This window comes from Streptomyces beigongshangae, assembly GCF_019710745.1.
Taxonomy (GTDB): Bacteria; Actinomycetota; Actinomycetes; order Streptomycetales; family Streptomycetaceae; genus Streptomyces; species Streptomyces beigongshangae.
This window is the reverse complement of sequence record NZ_JAHKJW010000039.1, coordinates 1-23,968: the sequence shown is the minus strand read 5'-3', so window position 1 is coordinate 23,968 and position 23,968 is coordinate 1. Positions and strand designations below refer to the sequence as shown.

Annotated in this window: 18 protein-coding genes; 9 read left to right on the top strand and 9 right to left on the bottom strand. The window is 73.6% G+C overall.

Features of this window, described 5'->3' with window-relative positions; translation table 11 throughout:
• Complete coding sequence (locus KM933_RS26630; protein ID WP_221356477.1) at nt 1-1,167, top strand: acyl-CoA dehydrogenase family protein; 1,167 nt, start codon at nt 1-3, stop codon at nt 1,165-1,167.
• Nucleotides 1,167-2,234, top strand: coding sequence for an acyl-CoA dehydrogenase family protein (locus tag KM933_RS26625; protein WP_221356475.1), 1,068 nt, complete (start codon nt 1,167-1,169; stop codon nt 2,232-2,234). Before KM933_RS26630 ends, KM933_RS26625 begins: the two co-directional genes overlap by 1 nt.
• Here the strand turns inward: KM933_RS26625 and qcrB are convergent.
• Nucleotides 2,206-3,840 carry a cytochrome bc1 complex cytochrome b subunit gene (gene qcrB, locus KM933_RS26620; protein WP_221356473.1) on the bottom strand — a complete coding sequence of 545 codons (1,635 nt, stop codon included), beginning with the start codon at nt 3,838-3,840 and terminating at the stop codon, nt 2,206-2,208. The two genes, KM933_RS26625 and qcrB, sit on opposite strands and share 29 nt — an antisense overlap.
• A gap of 171 nt (nt 3,841-4,011) precedes the next feature.
• Here qcrB and KM933_RS26615 point away from each other — a divergent pair, with 171 nt between their 5' ends.
• Nucleotides 4,012-4,839 carry a chitosanase gene (locus KM933_RS26615; protein WP_221356470.1) on the top strand — a complete coding sequence of 276 codons (828 nt, stop codon included), beginning with the start codon at nt 4,012-4,014 and terminating at the stop codon, nt 4,837-4,839.
• A gap of 150 nt (nt 4,840-4,989) precedes the next feature.
• Here KM933_RS26615 and KM933_RS26610 read toward each other — a convergent pair whose 3' ends face one another.
• The 3 genes from KM933_RS26610 to KM933_RS26600 form a co-directional block, all read right to left on the bottom strand.
• Nucleotides 4,990-6,450, bottom strand: a complete 1,461-nt coding sequence (locus tag KM933_RS26610; protein WP_221356469.1) for a glutamate synthase subunit beta — start codon at nt 6,448-6,450, stop codon at nt 4,990-4,992.
• A complete protein-coding gene (gene gltB / locus KM933_RS26605; protein ID WP_221356466.1) occupies nt 6,443-11,038 on the bottom strand; it encodes a glutamate synthase large subunit in 4,596 nt (1,531 codons plus the stop codon). Before gltB ends, KM933_RS26610 begins: the two co-directional genes overlap by 8 nt.
• Before the next feature lie 373 nt (nt 11,039-11,411).
• Nucleotides 11,412-12,143, bottom strand: a complete 732-nt coding sequence (locus tag KM933_RS26600) for a VIT1/CCC1 transporter family protein (RefSeq protein WP_221356464.1) — start codon at nt 12,141-12,143, stop codon at nt 11,412-11,414.
• A gap of 271 nt (nt 12,144-12,414) precedes the next feature.
• Between KM933_RS26600 and KM933_RS26595 the strand changes: the two genes are divergently transcribed.
• The 6 genes from KM933_RS26595 to KM933_RS26570 are packed head-to-tail and all read left to right on the top strand — an operon-like array spanning nt 12,415 to nt 19,470.
• Entirely contained in the window at nt 12,415-13,422 is a 1,008-nt protein-coding gene (locus tag KM933_RS26595) for an ADP-ribosylglycohydrolase family protein (RefSeq protein WP_221356462.1), read from the top strand.
• A complete protein-coding gene (locus KM933_RS26590; protein ID WP_260334194.1) occupies nt 13,419-14,798 on the top strand; it encodes an ADP-ribosylglycohydrolase family protein in 1,380 nt (459 codons plus the stop codon). The genes KM933_RS26595 and KM933_RS26590 overlap by 4 nt, the downstream gene beginning before the upstream one ends.
• Nucleotides 14,799-14,805: 7 nt before the next feature.
• Nucleotides 14,806-15,957: an ADP-ribosylglycohydrolase family protein gene (locus KM933_RS26585; protein ID WP_221356460.1), complete on the top strand. Its 1,152-nt coding sequence runs from the start codon at nt 14,806-14,808 to the stop codon at nt 15,955-15,957.
• Entirely contained in the window at nt 15,954-17,384 is a 1,431-nt protein-coding gene (locus tag KM933_RS26580; protein ID WP_221356457.1) for an ADP-ribosylglycohydrolase family protein, read from the top strand. Before KM933_RS26585 ends, KM933_RS26580 begins: the two co-directional genes overlap by 4 nt.
• Nucleotides 17,381-18,589, top strand: a complete 1,209-nt coding sequence (locus KM933_RS26575) for a CaiB/BaiF CoA transferase family protein (protein WP_221356456.1) — start codon at nt 17,381-17,383, stop codon at nt 18,587-18,589. The genes KM933_RS26580 and KM933_RS26575 overlap by 4 nt, the downstream gene beginning before the upstream one ends.
• Before the next feature lie 44 nt (nt 18,590-18,633).
• Complete coding sequence (locus KM933_RS26570) at nt 18,634-19,470, top strand: HpcH/HpaI aldolase/citrate lyase family protein (protein ID WP_260334198.1); 837 nt, start codon at nt 18,634-18,636, stop codon at nt 19,468-19,470.
• Between the two features lie 49 nt (nt 19,471-19,519).
• Here KM933_RS26570 and lgt read toward each other — a convergent pair whose 3' ends face one another.
• The 5 genes from lgt to trpM form a co-directional block, all read right to left on the bottom strand.
• Nucleotides 19,520-20,488, bottom strand: a complete 969-nt coding sequence (gene lgt / locus KM933_RS26565; RefSeq protein WP_221356454.1) for a prolipoprotein diacylglyceryl transferase — start codon at nt 20,486-20,488, stop codon at nt 19,520-19,522.
• Between the two features lie 155 nt (nt 20,489-20,643).
• The gene (locus KM933_RS26560) at nt 20,644-21,417 is read right to left on the bottom strand and encodes a DsbA family protein (RefSeq protein WP_221356452.1); all 774 of its coding nucleotides are present in this window, start codon (nt 21,415-21,417) and stop codon (nt 20,644-20,646) included.
• Nucleotides 21,418-21,495: 78 nt separating this feature from the next.
• Entirely contained in the window at nt 21,496-22,311 is an 816-nt protein-coding gene (gene trpA / locus KM933_RS26555; RefSeq protein WP_221356450.1) for a tryptophan synthase subunit alpha, read from the bottom strand.
• Complete coding sequence (trpB, locus tag KM933_RS26550; protein ID WP_221356448.1) at nt 22,308-23,600, bottom strand: tryptophan synthase subunit beta; 1,293 nt, start codon at nt 23,598-23,600, stop codon at nt 22,308-22,310. Before trpB ends, trpA begins: the two co-directional genes overlap by 4 nt.
• Before the next feature lie 185 nt (nt 23,601-23,785).
• Nucleotides 23,786-23,968: tryptophan biosynthesis modulator TrpM (trpM, locus tag KM933_RS26545; RefSeq protein WP_221356446.1), on the bottom strand; the 183-nt coding region annotated here is incomplete at its 5' end.

Here is a 23,968-nt window from a genome sequence, read left to right as displayed (position 1 = left end):
GTGGACCTCACGCACTCCCCCGCCGACGAGGCGTTCCGCGCCGAGGCCCGGGCCTGGCTCGGCGGACACGTGCCCACCGGACCGCTGCCCTCCCTGGAGACCGCGGAGGGCTTCGCGGCCCACCGCGCCTGGGAGGCCGAACTCGCCGCGGACCGCTGGGCGGTGGTGTCCTGGCCGGCGGCGTACGGCGGGCGGGACTGCGGGCTGGTCCGGTGGCTGGTCTTCGAGGAGGAGTACTGGGCGGCGGGTGCCCCGGGCCGGGTCGGCCAGAACGGCGTGAGCCTCCTCGCACCGACGCTCTTCGACCACGGCACCGAGGAGCAGCGCGCCCGGATCCTGCCGCCGATGGCCCGCGGCGAGACCGTCTGGGCGCAGGCATGGTCCGAGCCGGAGGCCGGGTCCGACCTCGCCTCGCTCAGGTCGAGAGCGGTGCGTACGGACGGCGGCTGGCTGCTGAGCGGGCACAAGACGTGGTCGTCCCGGGCCGCGTTCGCCGACCGCGCGTTCGGCCTGTTCCGCAGCGAGCCGAACCTGCCGAAGCCCCATCAGGGCCTCACCTACCTGATGTTCGACCTGCGGGCGCCGGGGGTGACAGTCCGCCCGATCGGCCGGCTGGACGGGAAGCCGGCGTTCGCCGAGATCTTCCTGGACGAGGTGTTCGTGCCGGACGAGGACGTGATCGGCGAGCCCGGCCGGGGGTGGCGGGTGGCGATGTCGACGGCGGGCAACGAACGCGGGCTGACGCTGCGCTCCCCCGGCCGCTTCCTGGCGGCGGCGGACCGGCTGGCCGCGCTCTGGCACGGGCGTGGCCGGGACCCGTCCACCCGTGACCGGGTGGCGGACGCGGTGATCGGTGCCCGCGCGTACCAGCTGTTCACGTACGCGGCGGCGGCCCGGTTCCTCGACGGCGCGCCCCTCGGGCCGGAGTCCAGTCTGAACAAGGTCTTCTGGTCCGAGTACGACATCGCCCTGCACGAGACGGCTCTGGACCTCCTGGGCGGGCAGGGGGAGGCGCCCGGCGGGGAGGGGGCGGACGGGGATGGCGGGGGCGGCTGGGGTGAGGGGTACGTCTTCTCGCTCGCCGGCCCCCTCTACGCGGGGACGAACGAGATCCAGCGCGACATCATCGCCGAGCGGCTTCTCGGGCTGCCGAGGGGGCGCCGCTGATGCGCTTCCTCCTGGACGACGGGCAGACCGCCTTCGCCCGCTCCCTGGACGCCCTGCTGACGGCGGCGGACACGCCCGCGGCCGTACGGGCCTGGGGCGCCGGGGACCCCGCGGCCGGGCGCGCGCTGTGGTCGCGTGTCGCCGACGCGGGGGTGTTCGCGCTGGCGGTGCCCGAGGCGTACGGGGGGTTCGGGCCGCGTCCCGTCGACCTCGTGGTGGCCTTCCTGGAGCTGGGGAGGCACGTGGTGCCGGGGCCGCTGGTGGAGACGGTGGCGGCGGCCGCGCTGCTGACGGAGCCGGGGCCCGCGGAGAGGTTCCTGCCGGGGCTGGCGGCCGGGGGGACGGTCGCGACGGTGGCCCTGCCGGGCTCCGGGCCGTACGTGCTGGACGGGGACGCGGCGGATGTGGAGTTCGCCGTGACCGGGACGGCGGGGACGGCAGGGAGTGCAGGGAGTGCGAGGAGCGCGGGTGGGGAGTTGTGGGTTCGGGGGTGTTCCGTTCCGTGTGTGCGGCGGTCCCTGGATCCCGCCCGCCGGCTGTGTCCTCCGCGTTCCGGTGGTGAGCTCGTGGCCGCCGGCCCCCGGGTCGTCGCGGGTGCCGCCGACGCCCTGCGGTGGGCGCGTCTCGCGGTCGCCGCCCAGGCCCTCGGGGTGGGGCTCGCCCTTCTCGACCGGACCGTGGCGTACGTCGGGCAGCGCCGTCAGTTCGGCGTCCCGGTCGGTTCCTTCCAGGCGGTCAAGCACCGGCTGGCCGACGCGTTGATCGCGTTGGAGTTCGCGCGTCCGCTGCTGTTCGGGGCCGCGCTGTCGATGGGCCCGGCGGACATCGCCGCCGCCAAGGTCGCGGCCTGCGAGGCGGCGTACGCCACCGCCCGTACGGCCCTGCAACTGCACGGGGCGATCGGTTACACCGCCGAGTACGACCTCTCGCTGTGGCTGACCAAGGCGCGGGCGCTGCGCTGCGCCTGGGGCGGCCCGGGCGAGTGCCGGGCGCTGGTGCTCGACGGCGACGGGTCCGGTGGTGGGCCCGGTGGTGGGGTCAGTGGGAGTGCTCGTCGTCGCCCGTGAGTTCGCGGTACTCCTCGACGGTCGGCTTGGGGACGTACGTGTTCTCTCCGTACATGGCGCGGGCGAGGCGGGCCCGCAGCCGCTGGGAGGCCCTGACCTTGCGTTCGACGCCGTTCGCGTCGACGAGCGGGCCCACGTCGTAGGGCGGGGCCTGCTCGTGCTGGGTGAGGGTGAACCGCTGTGCCGGGGTGAGGGGTTCGTGCACCTCCACGTACTCGCCGTGCGGCAGCCGCTTGATCCTGCCGGACTCCCTGCCGTGCAGGACCTTGTCCCGGTCGCGGCGCTGCAGGCCGAGGCAGACGCGTCTGGTGACGACGAAGGCGAGGACCGGCACCGCGAAGAACGCGATCCGCACGAACCAGGTGATCGCGTTGATCGACAGGTGCAGACGGGTGGCCACGATGTCGTTGCCGCCGCCGATCAGCAGCACCGCGTACAGGCTCAGCCAGGCCACGCCGAGCGCGGTGCGCGTGGGGACGTTGCGGGGGCGGTCCAGGATGTGGTGCTCGCGTCTGTCGCCGGTGATCCACGCCTCGACGAAGGGGTAGACGCCGATCGCCAGCAGGATCAGCGGGAACAGGGTGAAGGGGATGAAGACGCCCAGTGCCAGGGTGTGGCCCCAGGCGTTGATCTCCCATCCCGGCATCACCCGGATCAGCCCTTCGGAGAAGCCGAGGTACCAGTCCGGCTGGGCGCCGGTGGTGACCAGGTCCGGGCGGTAGGGGCCGAACGCCCAGACGGGGTTGATCGTGGCGATCGCGCCCATCATCGACAGCACGCCGAAGACCAGGAAGAAGAAGCCGCCCGCCTTGGCCATGTAGACCGGCAGGAACGGCATGCCGACGACGGACTTCTCGTCACGGCCGGGGCCCGGGTACTGCGTGTGCTTGTGGTAGAAGACGAGGATCAGGTGGGCGACGACCAGGCCGAGCATGATGCCCGGCAGCAGGAGGACGTGGACCGGGAAGAGCCGGGAGATGATGTCGTGCCCCGGGAACTCCCCGCCGAAGAGGAAGAAGGAGAGGTACGTGCCGACGACCGGCACGGACAGGATCGCGCCCTGGGCGAAGCGGATGCCGGTGCCGGAGAGCAGGTCGTCGGGGAGCGAGTAGCCGGTCAGGCCGGTGAGGATGCCGAGGAACAGCAGGGTCCAGCCGAAGAGCCAGTTCAGCTCGCGGGGCTTGCGGAACGCGCCGGTGAAGAACACGCGCATCATGTGCACGAGCATTCCGGCGACGAAGACGACGGCTGCCCAGTGGTGGATCTGGCGGATCAGGAGTCCGCCGCGCACGTCGAAGCTGATGTCGAGGGTGGACTCGTACGCCCTGGTCATGACGATGCCGTTGAGGGGCTCGTACGAGCCGTTGTAGACGACCTCGACGCCGCTCGGTTCGAAGAAGAGGGTGAGGTAGACGCCGGTGAGGATCAGGACGACGAAGCTGTAGAGGCAGATCTCGCCCAGCATGAAGGACCAGTGGTCCGGGAACACCTTGCGCATCTGGTTCCTGGCGAGGGTGTGGATGCCGAGACGGCCGTCGGCCCAGTCGGCCACGCGCTCGCCCTTGCCTGCGGCTGTCGCTGTCCTTGTGTCGTTCCGCCTGTCCATGAGTGGCCCTCCCCTGGGGTGAGTTCAGGGTGGCACGGGGCTCCGCGAAGCCAAAGGGGTCGTGTCGCGGCCGACCGCCGGTGGGGGCCGGCCGCGCCGTTCCCCGCGCCCCCGGGTGGGCGGGGCCACGCCGGATGTTCGTCCACCGGCCGGCGCTCGTACTCTTTGCGCATGGAACGCGCCGGCCGCCTGCTGTCCCTCGCCGTCTGCCTCCTCGCGGTGGCGGCGTGCTCCGCCGGATCCGGCGGGAGCGGTGACGGTGCGCGCCCGGACGCCCGGGTCTCCGCCCCGGCCCCGTCCGCGGGGCTGGACGCGCCGGGCAAGAAGGACCTGGCGCAGCGGATCGTGTCCAGTGCGGAGAACTCCAGCCTCGACTGGCGCGCGCAGTACGACTACGTCGAGGACATCGGTGACGGGCGCGGGTACACCGCGGGGATCATCGGCTTCACCACCGGTACGCACGATCTGCTGGTGCTGGTCGAGCGGTACACGAAGTCCCACCCGGACAACGCGCTGGCCCGCTATCTGCCCGCCCTGCGGGAGGTGGACGGCTCCGGCTCCCACGAGGGTCTGGGGGCCGGTTTCGAGGCGGCCTGGCAGGCGGAGTCCCGGAAGCCGGCGTTCGAGCGCGCGCAGGACGCCGAGCGGGACCGGGTGTACTTCGGTCCGGCGGTGCGGCTCGCGAAGCGCGACGGTCTGGGTGCGCTCGGCCAGTTCGTCTACTACGACGCCATGGTGATGCACGGGCCCGGTACCGATCCCGGTTTCCACGGCCTCCGCGAGCGGGCCGTCGCGCAGGCGGACACCCCTGCGGAGGGGGGCGACGAGAAGGCGTACCTCGACGTCTTCCTGGACGTGCGCCGCGAGGCGATGAAGTCGGAGGGCCGCGACACGTCCCGCGTGGACACGGCTCAGCGGCGTTTCCTGTACGACGGCAATCTGGGTCTGGAGACGCCGTTGAAGTGGGAGGTCTACGGCCAGCCGTACGAGATCCGCTGAGCGTCGTCGAGTTCAGGGGCGCTCTCCAGGGGCGCGGGGAACTGCACGGCCCGTGGACGCACCACGGCGCCCGCCAGTGTCCGGTCGGGGACGAGGGCGGGCGCCGCGTTCAGTTCCGTACGCCGTTGTACGGGACGTCCGGGGGGAGCGTCAGACCATCAGGGAACGGTCCGTGGGGCGGACCGGTGCCGGCAGTTCGCTGGTTCCGGTCAGGAAGCGGTCGACCCCGCGGGCGGCCGAGCGGCCCTCCGCGATGGCCCACACAATGAGGGACTGGCCGCGTCCGGCGTCACCGGCGACGAAGACGCCGGGGACGTTGGTCGCGTAGTCGCCGTCGCGTGCGATGTTGCCGCGCTCGTCGAGTTCGAGGGCGAACTGGGAGACCAGCCCGTTCTCCTGGTCGGTGCCGGTGAAGCCCATGGCGAGGGTGACCAGCTGGGCGGGGATCCTGCGCTCCGTGCCCGGCTTCTGCGTGAGCCGGCCGTCGACGAACTCGACCTCGACGAGGTGCAGCCACTGGACGTTGCCGTCCTCGTCGCCCTCGAAGTGGGTGGTGGAGACGGAGTAGACCCGCTCGCCGCCCTCCTCGTGCGCGGAGGTCACCTTGTAGAGCATGGGGAACGTCGGCCAGGGCTGGTGCGGGGCCCGGTCCGCGCCCGGCTGCGGCATGATCTCCAGCTGGGTGACGGAGGCCGCACCCTGGCGGTGGGCGGTGCCCACGCAGTCCGCGCCGGTGTCGCCGCCGCCGATGACGACGACGTGCTTGCCCTCGGCGGTGATGGGGGGCGCCACGAAGTCGCCCTCCTGCACCTTGTTGGCGAGCGGCAGGTACTCCATCGCGAAGTGGATGCCGTTCAGCTCGCGCCCGGGGACGGGCAGGTCGCGGGAGACGGTCGCGCCGGCCGCGACGACCACGGCGTCGTACCGCTTGCGCAGGTCGGTGGCCTTGAGGTCGCGGCCGATCTCGACGCCGGTGCGGAAGCGGGTGCCCTCCGCGCGCATCTGCTCGATGCGGCGGTTGATGTGCCGCTTCTCCATCTTGAACTCGGGGATGCCGTAGCGCAGCAGGCCGCCGACGCGGTCGGCGCGCTCGTAGACCGCGACCGTGTGGCCCGCCCGGGTCAGCTGCTGGGCGGCGGCCAGGCCAGCGGGGCCCGAGCCGATGACGGCGACCGTCTTGCCGGACAGGCGTTCGGGGATCTGGGGGGCGACGTTCCCGCCGTCCCACGCCTTGTCGATGATGGAGACCTCGACGTTCTTGATGGTCACGGGCGGCTGGTTGATGCCCAGCACGCACGCCGACTCGCAGGGGGCGGGGCACAGCCGGCCGGTGAACTCCGGGAAGTTGTTCGTGGCGTGCAGCCGGTCGGAGGCGGCGGACCAGTCCTCGCGGTACGCGAAGTCGTTCCACTCGGGGATGAGGTTCCCGAGCGGACAGCCGTTGTGGCAGAACGGGATGCCGCAGTCCATGCAGCGCGAGGCCTGCGTGGGGATGATCGGGAGGAGGGAGCCGGGGACGTAGACCTCGTTCCAGTCCCTGACGCGCTCCTGGACGGGGCGCGTCCTGGCGACCTCGCGGCCGTGGTGGAGAAAGCCCTTGGGATCAGCCATTGGTCGCCGCCTCCATCATCTTCTCGGTGATCGCGGACTCGTCGAGTCCGGCTCGCTCGGCGGCGTCCTTGGCGGCGAGCACTGCCTTGTACGTACTGGGGATGATCTTGCTGAAGCGGTTCACTGCGGTGTCCCACTCGGCCAGGAGCTTCTCGGCGACGGTGGAGGCCGTCTCCTCCTGGTGGCGGCGCACCACGTCGTGCAGCCACTGCTTGTCGGCGTCGTCCAGGGCCTCGACCGCGCCGAGGTTGCCGGCGTTGACGTTGTCGCGGTCCAGGTCGATGACGTACGCGACACCGCCGGACATGCCGGCCGCGAAGTTGCGGCCCGTCTCGCCGAGCACCACGGCGTGGCCGCCGGTCATGTACTCGCAGCCGTGGTCGCCCACGCCCTCGGCGACCACGGTCGCGCCGGAGTTGCGGACGCAGAAGCGCTCGCCGGTGCGGCCGCGCAGGAAGAGCTCGCCGCCCGTGGCGCCGTACGCGATGGTGTTGCCGGCGATGGTGGAGTACTCGGCGAGGTGGTCGGCGCCCCGGTCGGGGCGGACGATCACGCGGCCGCCGGAGAGGCCCTTGCCGACGTAGTCGTTGGCGTCGCCCTCCAGGCGCAGGGTGACGCCGCGCGGCAGGAACGCGCCGAAGGACTGGCCCGCGGAGCCGGTGAAGGTGATGTCGACGGTGTCGTCGGGCAGGCCCGCGCCGCCGAACTTCTTGGTCACCTCGTGGCCGAGCATGGTGCCGACCGTGCGGTTGATGTTGCGGATGGCGACCTGGGCGCGCACCGGCTGGGCGTCGGCGGGACCGGCCGCGTTGAGGGCGTCGGCGGCGAGCCTGATCAGCTCGTTGTCGAGCGCCTTCTCCAGGCCGTGGTCCTGCTGGACGGTCTGGTGGAGCGCCGCGCCCTCGGGCAGCGCGGGCACGTGGAAGAGCGGGGACAGGTCCAGGCCCTGCGCCTTCCAGTGGTCGACGGCCCGGGTGACGTCGAGCGCCTCGGCGTGGCCGACGGCCTCCTCGACGGAGCGGAAGCCCAGCTCGGCGAGGATCTCGCGGACCTCCTCGGCGATGAACGTGAAGAAGTTGACGATGTACTCGGCCTTGCCGGTGAACCGGTCGCGCAGGACCGGGTTCTGCGTGGCGATGCCGACCGGGCAGGTGTCCAGGTGGCAGACGCGCATCATGACGCAGCCGGAGACGACGAGCGGCGCGGTCGCGAAACCGAACTCCTCGGCGCCGAGGAGGGCGGCGATGACGACGTCCCGGCCGGTCTTCAGCTGGCCGTCGGTCTGCACGACGATGCGGTCGCGCAGACCGTTCAGGAGCAGCGTCTGCTGGGTCTCGGCGAGGCCGAGCTCCCAGGGGCCGCCGGCGTGCTTGAGCGAGGTGAGCGGGGAGGCGCCCGTTCCGCCGTCGTGGCCGGAGATCAGGACGACGTCCGCGTGGGCCTTGGAGACACCGGCGGCGACCGTGCCGACGCCGACCTCGGAGACCAGCTTCACGTGGATCCGCGCCTGCGGGTTCGCGTTCTTCAGGTCGTGGATGAGCTGGGCGAGGTCCTCGATGGAGTAGATGTCGTGGTGCGGCGGCGGGGAGATCAGGCCCACGCCGGGGGTGCTGTGCCGGGTCTTGGCGACCCAGGGGTACACCTTGTGGCCGGGCAGCTGGCCGCCCTCGCCGGGCTTGGCGCCCTGGGCCATCTTGATCTGGATGTCGTCCGCGTTGACGAGGTACTCGGAGGTGACGCCGAAGCGGCCGGAGGCGACCTGCTTGATGGAGGAGCGGCGCGCCGGGTCGTACAGGCGGTCCGGGTCCTCGCCGCCCTCGCCGGTGTTGGACTTGGCGCCCAGCTGGTTCATGGCGACGGCGAGCGTCTCGTGGGCTTCCTTGGAGATGGAGCCGTAGGACATGGCGCCGGTGGAGAAGCGCTTGACGATCTCGCTGACGGGCTCGACCTCGTCGAGGGGGACCGGCGGGCGGCCCGAGTCGAAGCCGAACAGGCCGCGCAGCGTCATCAGGCGCTCGGACTGCTCGTTCACGCGGTCCGTGTACTTCTTGAAGATGTCGTAGCGGTTGCTGCGCGCCGAGTGCTGGAGGCGGAAGACCGTCTCCGGGTCGAACAGGTGCGGCTCGCCCTCGCGGCGCCACTGGTACTCGCCGCCGATCTCCAGGGCGCGGTGGGCGGGCGCGATGCCGCTGGCCGGGTACGCCTTGGCGTGGCGGGCGGCGACCTCCTTGGCGACGACGTCGATGCCGACGCCGCCGATCTTGGTGGCGGTGCCGCTGAAGTACTTCCGCACGAAGGCCGAGTCGAGGCCGACGGCCTCGAAGACCTGGGCGCCGCGGTAGGAGGCGACGGTGGAGATGCCCATCTTGGACATGACCTTCAGGACGCCCCTGCCGAGGGCGTGTATGAGGTTGCGGATGGCCTGCTCGGGCTCGATGCCGGGCAGGAACGTGCCGGCCCTGACCAGGTCCTCGACGGACTCCATCGCCAGGTACGGGTTGACGGCGGCGGCGCCGTAGCCGATGAGGAGGGCCACGTGGTGGACCTCGCGGACGTCGCCGGCCTCGACCAGCAGGCCCACCTGGGTGCGCTGCTTGGTGCGGATGAGGTGGTGGTGGACGGCCGCGGTGAGCAGCAGCGAGGGGATCGGCGCGTGCTCGGCGTCGGAGTGCCGGTCGGAGAGGACGATCAGGCGCGCGCCGTTCGCGAGGGCGGCGTCGGTCTCGGCGCAGATCTCCTCGATGCGGGCGGCGAGGGAGTCGCCGCCGCCGGAGACGCGGTACAGGCCGGAGAGCGTCGCGGCCTTCATGCCCGGCATGTCGCCGTCGGCGTTGATGTGGATGAGCTTGGCCAGCTCGTCGTTGTCGATCACCGGGAAGGGCAGGGTGACGCTGCGACAGGACGCGGCGTTCGGCTCCAGCAGGTTGCCCGCGGGGCCGAGGGAGGAGCGCAGCGAGGTCACGAGCTCCTCGCGGATGGCGTCCAGCGGCGGGTTGGTGACCTGCGCGAACAGCTGGGTGAAGTAGTCGAAGAGCAGCCGCGGGCGCTCGGACAGGGCCGCGATCGGCGAGTCCGTGCCCATGGAGCCCAGCGGCTCGCCGCCGGTCTTGGCCATCGGGGCGAGGATGACGCGCAGCTCCTCCTCGGTGTAGCCGAAGGTCTGCTGGCGGCGGGTGACCGAGGCGTGGGTGTGCACGATGTGCTCGCGCTCGGGCAGGTCGGACAGCTCGATCTCGCCGGCTTCCAGCCAGTCCGCGTACGGGTTCTCGGCGGCGAGGCCGGCCTTGATCTCGTCGTCCTCGATGATGCGGTGCTCGGCGGTGTCCACGAGGAACATCCGGCCGGGCTGGAGGCGGCCCTTGCGGACGACCTTCGCGGGGTCGATGTCGAGGACGCCGACCTCGGAGCCGAGGACGACGAGGCCGTCGTCGGTGACCCAGTAGCGGCCGGGGCGCAGGCCGTTGCGGTCGAGGACCGCGCCGACCTGGGTGCCGTCGGTGAAGGTGACGCAGGCCGGGCCGTCCCAGGGCTCCATCATCGTGGAGTGGAACTGGTAGAAGGCGCGGCGGGCGGGGTCCATGGTGTCGTGGTTCTCCCACGCCTCCGGGATCATCATCAGCACGGAGTGCGGCAGGGACCGGCCGCCGAGGTGCAGCAGCTCCAGGACCTCGTCGAAGGAGGCGGAGTCGGAGGCGTCGGGCGTGCAGACCGGGAAGATCCGGTCGAGGTCCTTGCCGGCGCCGAAGAGGTCCGAGACGAGCTGGGACTCGCGGGCGACCATCCAGTTGCGGTTTCCCTTGACCGTGTTGATCTCGCCGTTGTGCGCGACGAAGCGGTAGGGGTGGGCGAGCGGCCAGCTCGGGAAGGTGTTCGTGGAGAACCGGGAGTGCACGAGCGCGATCGCGGAGGCGAAGCGGCGGTCGGACAGGTCCGGGAAGAAGGGCTCCAGCTGTCCGGTGGTCAGCATGCCCTTGTAGACGATGGTGCGGGCGGAGAGCGACGGGAAGTACACGCCGACCTCGCGTTCGGCGCGCTTGCGCAGCACGAACGCCTTGCGGTCGAGGTCGATGCCCTGGCTGGAACCGTCCGTCACGAAGACCTGGCGGAAGAGGGGCATCGTCGAGCGGGCGGTGGCACCGAGGAGTCCGGGGGCGACCGGGACCTCACGCCAGCCGAGGACCGTGAGGTCCTCCTCGGCGGCGATCGCCTCGATCCGTGAGACGGCCTCGTCGAGGGCCTCCTCCGGGAGGAAGGCGATGCCCACCGCGTACGAGCCCGCCTCGGGCAGCTCGAATCCGGCCACCTCGCGGAAGAAGGCGTCGGGGACCTGGGACAGGATGCCCGCGCCGTCACCCGAGTCGGGTTCCGAGCCGGTCGCACCGCGGTGCTCCAGGTTGCGGAGCACGGTCAGCGCCTGCTCGACCAGCGCGTGGCTCGCCTCACCGGTGAGGGTCGCCACGAAGCCGACGCCGCAGGCGTCGTGCTCGTTGCGCGGGTCGTACATGCCCTGCGCGGCAGGGCGAGCATCCATGAAGGACCACTTCTGGCCATTCGCGGAGTGCTGGGACGGCTGGCGCGGCGTACGCATCGGCTCTCCCGTCGTCGTCGTGGCATATGCATAGTGCAGAGGGACGACGTTGGCCCTGAGCGAGGAGTGCGAAATTTCGTGCAGGTTACATGATGGAGCGATTCTCGTGAACCGGATACCGCGTTTCATCATGCGGACGCCGTGGGTCGCGGCGACGGGCCGCTCGTGGCGGCTGGGAGGGGGACCTTTTCGGACAGATCCATGACCGTCGGTCCGACCGCGACAGGCAACGTCACCCGCCGGTTGAAGGTGCGGAGCGGGCGTCATTGCCCGCAGCGCTTACGGGTCATGCCCCGTGGTCATCAAATCGAAACCGCCGGGTAACAGCTGCTTGCCCGGCCCCCCGCGGGGGCGCCCGGCCGGGCGGTGCGCGTCATCCCACGGCCGTCCCGAACAGGCTGCCCAGGGCGTAGGTCACACCGGCGGCGGCTCCGCCCAGCGCGAGCTGCCGCAGGCCGCTGAACCACCAGGACCTCGCGGTCACCCTGGCCACCACCGCGCCGCAGGCGAAGAGGCCGAGGAGCGCGAGGAGCACGGCGGGCCAGAGGGTGGTGGCGCCCAGCAGGTACGGCAGGACGGGGAGCAGGGCGCCCAGGGCGAACGCGCCGAAGCTCGACACGGCGGCGAGGCCCGGCGAGGGCAGGTCGCCGGGGTCGATCCCCAGCTCCTCGCGCGCGTGGATCTCCAGTGCCTGCTCCGGGTCCCGGGACAGCTGCCGGGCGACCTCGCCGGCGAGGTCGCCGTCGACGCCGCGGGCCTCGTACAGCAGGGCGAGCTCGCGCTCCTCGTCCTTCGGGTGCTTCCTCAACTCCCGTCGCTCCACGTCGAGTTCGGCCTCGACCAGTTCACGCTGGGAGGCGACGGAGGTGTACTCGCCGGCGGCCATGGAGAAGGCACCGGCGGCCAGGCCCGCGAGTCCGGTGATGACGACGGTCCGGTGCGAGACGGCCCCGCCCGCCACACCGGTCATCAGTGCCAGGTTGGAGACGAGGCCGTCCATCGCGCCGAAGACGGCGGGGCGCAGCCAGCCGCCGTTCACGTCCCGGTGGGTGTGGTTGTCGCGGTGCGCCTCGTGCAGCGCCGCCTCGGTCTCGATGAGGGCCATGCGGGATCTCCCGTGATGCTCGACCGAAGCACTCGGCCGAGTGCTTCCATTTTTGGACAACGTCTAAAGTACGCCGGTCATTCCGCTCCCGCCAGCAAGGAAGGCCGTACTTACCTGCGGCGATGCCCCTCTCCGCCCGCCCGCGGCGCCCCGTGCGCGGAGGTCGTCCGGGTGACGCCGGGGCCCGCGGGGCTCCGCCGGATCACTCCGTGGGGACACATGCGCAAAGGGCTCCCGATCGCCCGGGACCCCGCGACGGAGAGGCACCGCCATGGCTCCTACCGCCTGCGTTCCGCCGGTACCCGCCCCCGGGGAGGCCACCGCCCTGCGCGAACGCGCGCGCGGCGCGCTGCTGGGACTGGCCGTGGGGGACGCGCTGGGGGCGCCGGCCGAGAACATGAAGCCGTCCGGGATCCGCGCGCGCTGGGGCCGCATCACCGGGTACGTGGCCGAGCACCCGGCCGGCACGGACGACACGGAGTACGCGATCTTCTCGGGGCTGCTGCTCGCCCGGCACGGCTCGGCGCTCACGGTGGCGCGGGTGGAGGCCGCCTGGCACCGGTGGATCGCGGACCGGGACGAGGGGCCGTTCCGGGGCGCGGGCTTCAGCGAGCGCGGCACGCTGGAGAACCTGCGCCGGGGACTCGCCGCCCCCATCTCCGCCCAGCACCGGCACGCCTGGAGCGACGGTCTGGCCATGCGGGCGGCCCCCTTCGGCGTCTTCGCGGCGGGCCGTCCCGCGGAGGCGGCGCGGCTGGTGGCGATCGACGGTTCGGTGAGCCACGACGGCGAGGGCATCTACGGCGGGCAGGCCGTCGCGGCCGGTGTCGCCGCGGCGATGACCGGCGCCCCCACGGAGGCGGTCGTCGCCGCCGCGCTGGCCGTCGTCCCCGGCGACTCCTGGACGGCCCGCTCCCTGCGCCGGGCCGTGGACTGCGCGCACCGCGGCGAACGCGCGGTGCGCTCCGCGGTCGTCGTCGGCGGCTACCCCTGGACGGACCTGGCCCCCGAGGCGGTGGCCCTGGCCTTCGGCGCGTACGCGGCGGCCGGCGGCGACTTCGAGGGGGCGGTCCTCACGGCCGTCAACATGGGCCGCGACGCCGACACCACGGCAGCGGTGGCGGGCGCCCTGGCGGGTGCGACGAAGGGCGCCGCCGCCATCCCGCCCGCCTGGTCGTCGGCCATCGGCCCCGCGCGGGGAACCTGCCTCCCCTCCATGCGGGGCCACCACATCCTGGACGTGGCGGACCTGCTGGTCCCGGACGAGGGCGCCCGATGACCCCCGAGCTGCTCGACGGGCCCGGGCGAGGGGCCCCGGAAGGGGCGCGGGGAGCCGTCCGCCCGCTCCCCGCGGACCCGCACACGGCACACCGGGCGGCACCGCCTTCCGGGACGCGGGACCGTGACACGCACGGCCCCGGGACGAGGGACCACGACACGCGGGGCCAGGATCCGCACGGCCCCGCCGCGGGGGCGCGGCACACCGCGGCGCACCCGCGCGCCGCCCGCCGTCCCGGCACCCCGCGCCGCATCGAGGGCCTCCTGCTGGGCCTGGCCGCGGGCGACGCCGCGGGCTGGCCGGCCGCACGGCACCGGGCGGCCCGCATGCCGGAGTGGACCAGGCGCCTGACCCGCGAACTCGACACCTTCGCGGAACAGAACGCGACCACCACCCTCCCCGTCCCCATCGCCCTGAACCAGCCCTCCGAACCCCTCAGGCTCGGCCCCTCGGACGACGCCGAGTGGGCGGTGTTCGCGGCGGAGGCGGTCCTGTGTGCCGCGGTCGCGGCCGTGCCCGGCGGCCCCGGCCGCGACCGCCGCCTGCGTGCGGCCGTCGACCTGTCCTGGAACACGATCGCCGCCGAGGTCGCCGCCGCCGCGGACCGCGCCCCCGAGGTCGAGTCGGCGGTCCTGCCCCTGCGCGCCCGCATCTCGGTACGGGCCGGCCTCGGCAACCTCGCCAACGGCCTGCGCCCGCCCGCCTGCGGCCACGACAACCCGCACTACTTCGACGACGCGGCCTGCGTACGGGCCTGTGTCCTGGCCGTCGCCCATCCGGGGGACGCCCGCCGCGCGGCGGAGCTCGCCGAGTTCGACGCCCGCTACACCCAGGACGGCGACGGTGTGCACGGCGCCCGCGCGATGGCCGCGGCGCTCGCGCTCGCGCTGGCCGGCGCGGACGCGGACGCCTGCGCGGCGGCGGCCCTCGACGAGCTCCCCGAGGCCACGGAGATCGGCCGCAACGCCTGCCACGCCCTCGCGCTCGCGGACGACTGCGTGGCACGGGGGGACGGCGCGTTCGGGCTCGTCCCCCTCCTGGAGCACCAGATCGTCGACCACGTGTACAGCTACGGCATCGCCGCCGCCGAGACCGTCCCGGTCGCGCTCGCACTCGCCGTCGCCGCACGGGGCCGTATCGCCGAGGCGGTCCCCGCGGCCGCCTGTCTGTCCCGGGTCGCGGACTCGGCCCCGGCCCTCGCCGGCGCGCTGACCGGCGCCCTCGGCGGCGGCGCGGCCGTGCCCGCCGCCTGGCGGGCCGCCTGCCGCACCCTGCCGGGCTGCACGCTGCCGCGGCTGACCGGCACGGACCTCGTCGGACTCGCCGGGCTGCTGGAGGCCCTGGAAACCACGGAACGACCCCTTCCGGAGGGATGATCCGGACATGGTGAACAAAAGCGAAGGAACGGGCACCCTCGACGAACGCATCGCGGGAGCCCTCGTCGGGGCCGCCGTCGGCGACGCGCTCGGCGGCCCGGTGGAGGGCTGGTCCCCCGACCAGATCGTCGAGCGGCACGGCGGACGCGTCCACGGTGTCGTCGGCCCCTGGCACGGCGACGAATGGCGCACGGCACGCCCCCTCGCCCCGTACCACAAGGGCGACGGACACGTCACCGACGACACCCTGATGACCCACGCGCTGGTACGGGTGTACGCGACGGTCCGCGACCACCTCGACGCCCACGCCGTCGCCGGGCACCTGGTGCCGGACCTGATGACGACGCCCCGCTGGATCCCGGAACTGGAGGCGGAGGCCCTGCCCCTCCAGCGGATCTTCCTCGCCGAGAAGTGGCTGGTGGCCCGGCTCCACTACGGTCACGTGGACCCCCGCGAGGCCGGCACCGGCAACATCGTCAACTGCGGTGCCGCCATGTACATGGCCCCGGTCGGCCTGGTCAACGCGGCGAACCCGGCGGGCGCGTACGCCGAGGCCCTGGACGTCGCGGGTGCCCACCAGTCGTCGTACGGACGTGAGGCGGCCGGTGTCTTCGCGGCGGGCGTGGCGGCGGCCTGCGCCCCCGGCGCCACCCCCGACTCGGTGGTCGGGGCCTGCCTCGCCGTGGCGAAGGACGGCACACGGGCCGCGATCGAGACGGTCTGCGACACGGCCGCCCGGTACACGGACTTCGAGTCGGCGCTGCGCCCGCTGCGGGAGGCGATCGCCCCCTACGACACGGTCGGCGCGGACTACCGCAACCCGTCCCTGGGCGCCCGCCGCCCCTCGCGCATCCACTCCGTCGAAGAACTCCCGGTGGCCCTCGGCATGCTGCTGATCGCCCGCGGCGACCACCGGCACGCGGTACTGGGCGCGGTGAACTACGGCCGCGACTGCGACTCCACCGCCACGATGGCCGGTGCCCTCGCGGGCGCCCTGGGCTCGGAGATCCCGGCCGGCTGGGCCAAGACGGTCGCGGAGGCCAGCCGCCTGGACCTGCGGGCCCCCGCGCGGACCCTCACGGAGGTGGCCCGTGAGATCTTCGCCCGCGACGTCGCCCGCCGCCGCGCCCACGAGACGGCGTACGCGGAGCTGTCATGACCTCCCTGCGCCTGACCTGGGTCCAGCCCGAGGACCTGCTCGGCCACGAACTGCGCCAGGCCCGGCAGGACGGCCGCGAACCGTCGGCCGTCGAGGCCCGCTGGCGGGCGGCGGGCGGCCCGCCCGCTCCCCCGCGCGCGGGCGCGTCCCCCGCCCCGGTCTCCCCCTACCTGCGCTCCCTGGCCCGGGACCTCCTGGACGAACTGGCCGACCTCCCCAGCGCGCTCGCCGACGACGAGCCGACCTCCCTGCCCGCGATCAAGGCCCGGTGCCCCGGCTGGCCCGCCCCGGCCGGGGGCCCGGCCCCCACCGTCTCCCGCCCCCGCCTGGAGGCGGCCTGGCTGGGCAGGGCAGCGGGCTGCCTCCTCGGCAAACCGGTGGAGAAGCTCCCCCTGACCGGTATCCGCCGGCTCGCCCGCGCCACCGGCAACTGGCCCCTCACCACCTGGTTCACGGAACGGGGCCTGCCCCCCGCGCTGAAGGCCGAGTTCCCCTGGAACCGCCGCTCCGCCGCCACCTCCCTCGCCGAGAACATCGACGGCATGCCGGAGGACGACGACCTCGACTACCCGCTGCTGAACCTGTTGCTGCTGCAACGCCACGGCAGGCGCTTCAGCACCGCGGACGTGGCCCGCCTCTGGCTGGACGAACTCCCCGCGGGCCGTACGTTCACCGCGGAGCGCGTCGCCTACCGCAACCTCCTCGACGGCGTCGAACCCCCGCACACGGCCCGCCGGCGCAACCCGTTCCGCGAGTGGATCGGCGCCCTGATCCGCGCGGACGTGCACGGCTGGACCAACCCCGGCGCCCCCGGCGCCGCCGCGGAACAGGCCCACCGCGACGCCGTCCTCACCCACACCGCCAACGGCGTCCACGCGGCGATGTTCGCGGCGGCCGCCATCGCCGAGGCGGCCACCGGCGCGAGCGACGTCCACACCTGTCTGCGTACGGGGCTCACCGTGGTGCCCCCCGGCTCCCGCCTGGCCCGCGCCGTCCGCCACGCCGTGCGGCTGGCCCGCGTCCACCACGACTTCGACCGGGTCGTGGACGAGCTGCACGCCACCCACGCCTCGTACCACTGGGTGCACGCCGTCCCCAACACGGCGCTGCTCGCCGCCGCCCTCACCCACGCCGACGGGGACTTCTCGGCCTCCGTCTGCCGCGCGGTGTCGGGCGGCTGGGACACCGACTCGAACGGCGCGACGGCCGGCTCGATCGCGGGCCTGCTCGCGGGCGGCCCGCAGGCGCTGCCGGCCCGCTGGACGGCCCCCCTCAAGAACCGCCTGGCCACCTCCGTCGGCGACTTCGACGGCATCGGCTTCGACACCCTCGCCCAGCTGACAGCCCGGCTGGCGGCCCGGCCGCCCGCCCCGACGGACACCGCGCGGGCAGCGCGCCCGAGCCACCCGGAGGCCCCGCACCCATGACCCCCGCCACCGCGACCACGCCCCGTCCCCTCGACGGTCTGCGCGTCCTCGACCTCGCGACCCTCTTCGCCGGTCCGCTCGCCGCCACGATGCTCGGCGACTTCGGCGCGGAGGTCGTCAAGGTCGAGCACCCCCGCCGGCCCGACCCCTCCCGCGGCCACGGCCCGTCGAAGGACGGCATCGGCCTCTGGTGGAAACTCCTCGGCCGCAACAAGCGCACCATGACCCTGGACCTCGCCACGCACGGCGGCCGCGACACCCTGCTGCGCCTCGCCGCCTCCGCCGACGTGGTCGTCGAGAACTTCCGGCCCGGGACGCTGGAGAAGTGGGACCTCGGCTGGGCGGAGCTGTCGGCCGTGAACCCCCGGCTCGTCCTCGCCCGCGTCACCGGCTTCGGCCAGTTCGGCCCGTACGCCCGCCGCCCCGGGTTCGGCACGCTCGCCGAGGCGATGAGCGGGTTCGCCGCGATGACCGGCGAGGCGGACGCCCCGCCGACCCTGCCGCCCTTCGGCCTCGCCGACTCCATCGCGGGCCTGGCCACGGCGTACGCGGTGATGACGGCGCTGGCGGCCCGCGACCGCACGGGCCGCGGGCAGGTCGTGGACATGGCGATCATCGAGCCGATCCTCACGGTCCTCGGCCCGCAGCCGCTCTGGTACGACCAGCTGGGCCATGTACAGCCCCGCACCGGGAACCGCTCCCGGAACAACGCGCCGCGCAACACCTACCGCACCGCCGACGGGTCCTGGGTCGCCGTCTCCACGTCCGCCCAGTCGGTCGCCGAACGCGTGATGCGCCTGGTGGGCCGCCCCGACCTGGTCACCGAACCGTGGTTCGCCACGGGCGCGGACCGGGCCCGCCACACCGACGTCCTCGACGAGGCCGTCGGCACCTGGATCGCCCGTCACTCCCGCGCCGACGTCGTCGACGCCTTCGAGAAGGCGGAGGCGGCGGTGGCCCCCGTCCAGGACGTGCGCGACGTCATGACGGACCCGCAGTACGCGGCCCTCGGCACGATCACCACCGTGGAGGACCCCGAACTGGGCCCGCTGCGCATGCAGAACGTCCTCTTCCGCCTCACCGACACCCCCGGCGCGATCCGCTGGGCCGGCCGGCCGCACGGCGCCGACACGGACGCGGTCCTCACCGAACTCGGCCTGACGGACGGCGACATCGCCAAGCTCCGGGCGGAGGGCGCCCTGTGACGCCGCGGGCCACCGACGTCACCGGGACCGCGGGTCCCGTCGACCTGGCACCTGTCCTCCCCCTCACCTGGCTGTACGTCCCGGGCGACCGCCCCGGGACGATGGCGAAGGCCCTGGCCGCCGGTGCCGACGTGGTCGTCGTCGACCTGGAGGACGCGGTCGCCCCCGACCGCAAGGGGTACGCCCGTGCCGCCACCGCGGACCTCCTCTCCGAACGGCCCCCGGTCCCGGTCCACGTCCGCGTCAACGCCCCGGGCACCCCGGAGTCCGCGGCCGACCTCCGCGTCCTCGCCGGGCTCCCGGCCCTCTCGGGGCTGCGCCTGCCGAAGGTCTCCTCCCCCGCCCGGGTCCGCCGCACGGCGGCCGGCGCTCCGGGCCTGCCCCTGTACGCCCTCCTGGAGTCGGCCCTGGCCGTCGAGCACGCCTACGCCATCGCCACGGCCCACCCCGCCCTGCGCGGCATCGCGCTCGGCGAGGCCGACCTCCGTGCCGACCTCGGCGTGCGCGACGACACGGGCCTGGACTGGCCGCGCTCCCGGGTGGTCCCGGCGTCCCGGGCCGCCGGCCTCGCCCCGCCGTCCCAGTCCGTGCACCCCGACGTGTGCGACCTGGCCGGGCTGGCCGCGTCCTGCGCCCGCGGCCGCGCCCTGGGGTTCGTCGGGCGCGCGGCGATCCACCCCCGTCAGCTCCCCGTGATCGAGGCCGCCTACCTGCCGACCCCGGAGGAGATCGAGAGGGCCGAGTCGGTCGTCGGGGCGGCGGCCGCCCGCCCCGGTGCCCAGGCCCTGCCCGACGGCCGCTTCGTCGATCCGGCGGTGGTGGCGGGGGCCCACCGCACACTGGCGCTGGCCCGCCGCACGCGGGGGGTGGTGGGCAGGTGAAAGGGGGCGCCCCGAATTCTCGGGGCGCCCCCTTTCACCTGCGTGCGGATCAGGACTTCTTGGCCGACCCGGCCTCGTCCTTGGCTTCTGCCTCGTCCTTGGCCACTGCCTCGTCCTTGGCCGCGTCTTCCTTCCCGGTCTCCTTCTTCTCCTCGGCGGAGGCGGAGGCGGAGTCGGGGTCGGAGCCGGCGTCCCCGTCCGGGGCGGCCGGTTCGACGACCTCCTCGCGGCCCGGCCTGCGCCGCGCCGACAGCACGATGTAGACCACGGCGAGCAGGAAGACCACGATCGCGGTCCAGTTGTTCAGACGCAGGCCGAGGAACTCGTGCGCCTCGTCGACACGCATGTACTCGATCCAGAAGCGGCCCACGCAGTACGCCGCGACGTACAGCGCGAAGGCCCGCCCGTGACCGAGCCTGAAGCGGCGGTCGGCCCAGATGACGAGGACCGCGACACCGACGCACCACAGCGACTCGTACAGGAACGTCGGGTGGTAGTAGCCCGGCTCACGGCCGTCCGTCACGGACGTGATGTGCAGCGCCCAGGGCAGGTCGGTCTCGCGCCCGTACAGCTCCTGGTTGAACCAGTTGCCCCAGCGGCCGATGGCCTGCGCGAGGACGATGCCGGGGGCGAGGGCGTCGGCCCAGGCCGGCAGCGGGATGCCACGGCGGCGGCAGCCGATCCAGGCGCCGACCGCACCCACCGCGATGGCCCCCCAGATACCGAGGCCGCCCTCCCAGATCTTGAAGGCGTCGACCCAGTCCTGGCCCTCGCTGAAGTACAGCTGGTAGTCGGTGACGACGTGGTACAGCCGCCCGCCGACGAGGCCGAACGGCACGGCCCACACGGCGATGTCCGCCACGGTGCCCGGTCGGCCGCCGCGCGCGATCCACCGCCTGTTGCCGAGCCAGACGGCCACGAAGACGCCGATGATGATGCAGAACGCGTAGCCGCGCAGCGGAATGGGGCCGAGGTGCAGCACTCCGCGCGAGGGGCTGGGGATATAGGCAAGTTCCATGGCGGACACGACGCTACCCTGCCGGGGCGCACGTACGGCAACCCGCTCCGGCTACGGGTCCATAACGAGACCGGTGGGACCGGCGGGGCCGCCGCGGTGCCACGGGCGGCCCCCGTGACACCCCCTTTCCACCGACGGGACCGGTCGGTCCCCGGTCACGCCTCGGCGGCCCGCCGCACCAGCTGCTTCAGCTTGGCCGGGGTCATCGTCCGGTCCTCGTAGATGTTCTTCCCGTTCAGCAGGACCGTCGGCGTGCCGCTGAAGCCGCCGCCCTGGAACGCCTTGTGGGACTTGGCGACCCAGCTGTTGTGCGTACCGTCCTCGACGCACTTCTCGAAGGTGCCGGTGGCGAGCCCGCCGACCTTGCCGGCCAGCTCGATCAGCCTGCTGTTCCTCGCGTACGCGTCGTCCGTCTCGGCGGGCTGGTTCTGGAACAGCACGTCGTGGTAGGCGGGGAACTTCCCGGCGTCCTGGGCGCACGCCGCGGCGTTGGCGGCGTGCAGGGAGCCGCTGCCTCCCATGTTCCCGTCGATCAGGGTCGCCAGGTGGTACTCGGTCCTCAGCTGTCCGGCGGCCGTCAGCTCGTGGATCACCGAGCGGTAGCCGTCCTCGAAGCCCTTGCAGGCCGGGCAGCGGAAGTCCTCCCAGACGGTGAGCGTCGACTTCGCGCTCTCCTCGCCGACGGGGATGGCGAGGCTGTCCTCGCCGCCGGCCCCCGAGGGGGCCGTCAGCGGGCCCGCGGTGTCCCCCTCGCCGTCGCCCGCGTTCGCGGCCAGGACGCCGATCACCGCGGCCAGGGCCAGCACGCCGGTGACCGCCCCGCCCACGACCAGCGCCCGGCGCCGCTTGTCCGCCGACCTCTGCCTGTCTCGCTCTTCCGCCAGCCGCTCGCGGGCGGTGCGCTTTCCCTCACGGTTCTTCTCGCTCACATCCCGCAGAACGAACCGGGGAGGCGCACCGCGCCTCCCCGGCCCCAGGTCCACCCGTTCGAGTGAGCGGGCCGTCCGTCATCCCGTACCGCGCACGCCCTTCGCGAGGTCGGCGGCGAGGGCGCGTACGGCGTCCAGGCCCGCGGCCCCGTCGGGGGCGTCCAGCATCAGCTTCACGAAGGCCGAGCCGACGATGACGCCGTCGGCGAAGCCCGCCACCTCGCGCGCCTGTGCGGCGTCGGAGACGCCGAGGCCGACGCAGACCGGGAGGTCGGTGGTGGCCCTGGTGCGCCGGACGAGGTCCTGCGCCTGGTCGCCCACGGACTCGCGGGTGCCGGTGACGCCCATCAGCGAGGCCGCGTACACGAAGCCGGAACCCGCCGCGGTGATCTCGGCGAGCCGGGCGTCCCTGCTGCTGGGGGCGACGACGAAGACGGTCGCGAGGCCGTGCTTCCCGGCGTGCTCCCGCCACAGCGCCGACTCCTGCACGGGGAGGTCGGGCAGGATGCACCCGGCGCCGCCCGCCTCGGCGAGTTCGGCGGTGAAGCGCTCGACGCCGTAGCGGTCGATCGGGTTCCAGTAGGTCATCACGAGGACGGGCTTGCCGGTGGCCTCGTACGCCTCGCGGACCGTGCGCATCACGTCGGCGATCCGGACGCCGCCGCGCAGGGCGATGTCGTCGGCGGTCTGGATGACCGGGCCGTCGAGGACGGGGTCGCTGTGCGGCAGCCCCACCTCGACGACGTCCGCGCCGCCCTCGAAGACGGCCTTGACGGCCGCGATCCCGCCGTCGACGGTCGGGAAGCCGGCCGGGAGGTACGCGATGAGGGCGGACCTCCCTTCCGCCTTCGCACCGGCGAGGGTGTCGTTCAGCAGTTCGACGTTGCCGCTCATTCGGCGTCCCCTTCGATCTCGGCGGGTCCGGCGTCGGCGTCCGCCTCGACGACGGCGTCCGCCCGGGTGTCGTACAGGCCGAAGTAGCGGGCGGCCGTGTCCATGTCCTTGTCCCCGCGGCCGGAGAGGTTGACGACGATCAGCCCGTCCGGGCCGAGTTCCCGGCCGACCTCCAGGGCCCCGGCGAGCGCGTGGGCGCTCTCGATGGCCGGGATGATGCCCTCGGTGCGGGAGAGCAGGCGCAGCGCCTGCATGGCCGCGTCGTCGGTGACGGCGCGGTACTCGGCGCGGCCGCTGTCCTTGAGGTGGGCGTGCTCGGGACCGATGCCCGGGTAGTCCAGTCCGGCCGAGATCGAGTAGGGCTCGGTGATCTGGCCCTCGTCGTCCTGGAGGACGTACGAGCGGGAGCCGTGCAGGATGCCGGGCTCGCCCGCCGTCAGGGTCGCCGCGTGCTCGCCGCTCTCGATGCCGTGCCCGGCGGGCTCGCAGCCGATGAGGCGGACGTCCGCGTCCGGGATGAAGGCGTGGAAGAGACCGATGGCGTTGGAGCCGCCGCCGACGCAGGCCACGGCCGCGTCGGGGAGACGTCCCGCGCGTTCCAGGAGCTGGCGGCGGGCCTCGACGCCGATGACGCGGTGGAAGTCGCGGACCATGGCCGGGAAGGGGTGCGGGCCCGCGACCGTGCCGAACAGGTAGTGGGTGCGGTCGACGTTGGCGACCCAGTCGCGGAACGCCTCGTTGATGGCGTCCTTGAGGGTGCGGCTGCCGGACTTCACGGCGACGACCTCGGCGCCGAGCATCCGCATCCGGGCCACGTTCAGGGCCTGGCGCTCGGTGTCGATCTCGCCCATGTAGATGGTGCATTCGAGGCCGAACAGCGCGCACGCGGTGGCCGTGGCGACGCCGTGCTGGCCCGCGCCGGTCTCGGCGATGACGCGCGTCTTGCCCATGCGCCGGGTGAGCAGCGCCTGGCCCAGCACGTTGTTGATCTTGTGGGACCCGGTGTGGTTGAGGTCCTCCCGCTTCAGGAACACCCGGGCGCCGCCCGCGTGCTCGGCGAAGCGGGGCACCTCGGTGAGGGAGCTGGGGCGGCCGGTGTAGTGGACGAGCAGGTCGTCCAGTTCCCGGGCGAACTCCGGGTCGGACTTCGCCTTGTCGTACTCGGCGGCGACCTCGTCCACGGCGGCGACCAGCGCCTCCGGGATGAACTTTCCGCCGAACGCGCCGAAGTACCCCTCGGCACCGGGCACCCGGCCCTCCGGGTCGGGAATGAAGAACTCACTGGGCATGCGGACACCTCGCAGGGGCACGGACTGCCCCGGTCTACAGGTCGGATGACGGTCACGGGTCGGACGGGGATCACGCACGCGCCGCGCCGGGCCCACCGGTGGTCCACCGGGGTGCGCACCACCGTCCGCCGCGACGGCGGAGGGCCGTGGGGCGGTGGTCCGCGGTGCCGGACCGGGCCGCGCCCTCAGCGAACGGGGCGGAGCCCACCGGTGGCGGCGGCGCGTGCGCGCCGGCGCCATCGCATGCCGTTCACCTGGCCGGGCTCGTCCCCGATGACGTACCGCACCCGCCGTCCGCGCACGCGCCGCGCGGGCGCCCGGCAGCCGCGCGGACGGCAGCCGCGGGCGAGCCGGGCGTAGGGGTCGCG

Excerpts from the sequence above, each read along its gene's own strand:
- KM933_RS26625 (WP_221356475.1), top strand. The coding sequence starts at position 1,167 with ATGCGCTTCCTCCTGGACGACGGGCAGACCGCCTTCGCCCGCTCCCTG.
- qcrB (WP_221356473.1), bottom strand. The coding sequence starts at position 3,840 with ATGGACAGGCGGAACGACACAAGGACAGCGACAGCCGCAGGCAAGGGC.
- KM933_RS26615 (WP_221356470.1), top strand. The coding sequence starts at position 4,012 with ATGGAACGCGCCGGCCGCCTGCTGTCCCTCGCCGTCTGCCTCCTCGCG.
- KM933_RS26610 (WP_221356469.1), bottom strand. The coding sequence starts at position 6,450 with ATGGCTGATCCCAAGGGCTTTCTCCACCACGGCCGCGAGGTCGCCAGG.
- gltB (WP_221356466.1), bottom strand. The coding sequence starts at position 11,038 with ATGCGTACGCCGCGCCAGCCGTCCCAGCACTCCGCGAATGGCCAGAAG.
- KM933_RS26600 (WP_221356464.1), bottom strand. The coding sequence starts at position 12,143 with ATGGCCCTCATCGAGACCGAGGCGGCGCTGCACGAGGCGCACCGCGAC.
- KM933_RS26595 (WP_221356462.1), top strand. The coding sequence starts at position 12,415 with ATGGCTCCTACCGCCTGCGTTCCGCCGGTACCCGCCCCCGGGGAGGCC.
- KM933_RS26590 (WP_260334194.1), top strand. The coding sequence starts at position 13,419 with ATGACCCCCGAGCTGCTCGACGGGCCCGGGCGAGGGGCCCCGGAAGGG.
- KM933_RS26585 (WP_221356460.1), top strand. The coding sequence starts at position 14,806 with ATGGTGAACAAAAGCGAAGGAACGGGCACCCTCGACGAACGCATCGCG.
- KM933_RS26580 (WP_221356457.1), top strand. The coding sequence starts at position 15,954 with ATGACCTCCCTGCGCCTGACCTGGGTCCAGCCCGAGGACCTGCTCGGC.
- KM933_RS26575 (WP_221356456.1), top strand. The coding sequence starts at position 17,381 with ATGACCCCCGCCACCGCGACCACGCCCCGTCCCCTCGACGGTCTGCGC.
- lgt (WP_221356454.1), bottom strand. The coding sequence starts at position 20,488 with ATGGAACTTGCCTATATCCCCAGCCCCTCGCGCGGAGTGCTGCACCTC.
- trpA (WP_221356450.1), bottom strand. The coding sequence starts at position 22,311 with ATGAGCGGCAACGTCGAACTGCTGAACGACACCCTCGCCGGTGCGAAG.
- trpB (WP_221356448.1), bottom strand. The coding sequence starts at position 23,600 with ATGCCCAGTGAGTTCTTCATTCCCGACCCGGAGGGCCGGGTGCCCGGT.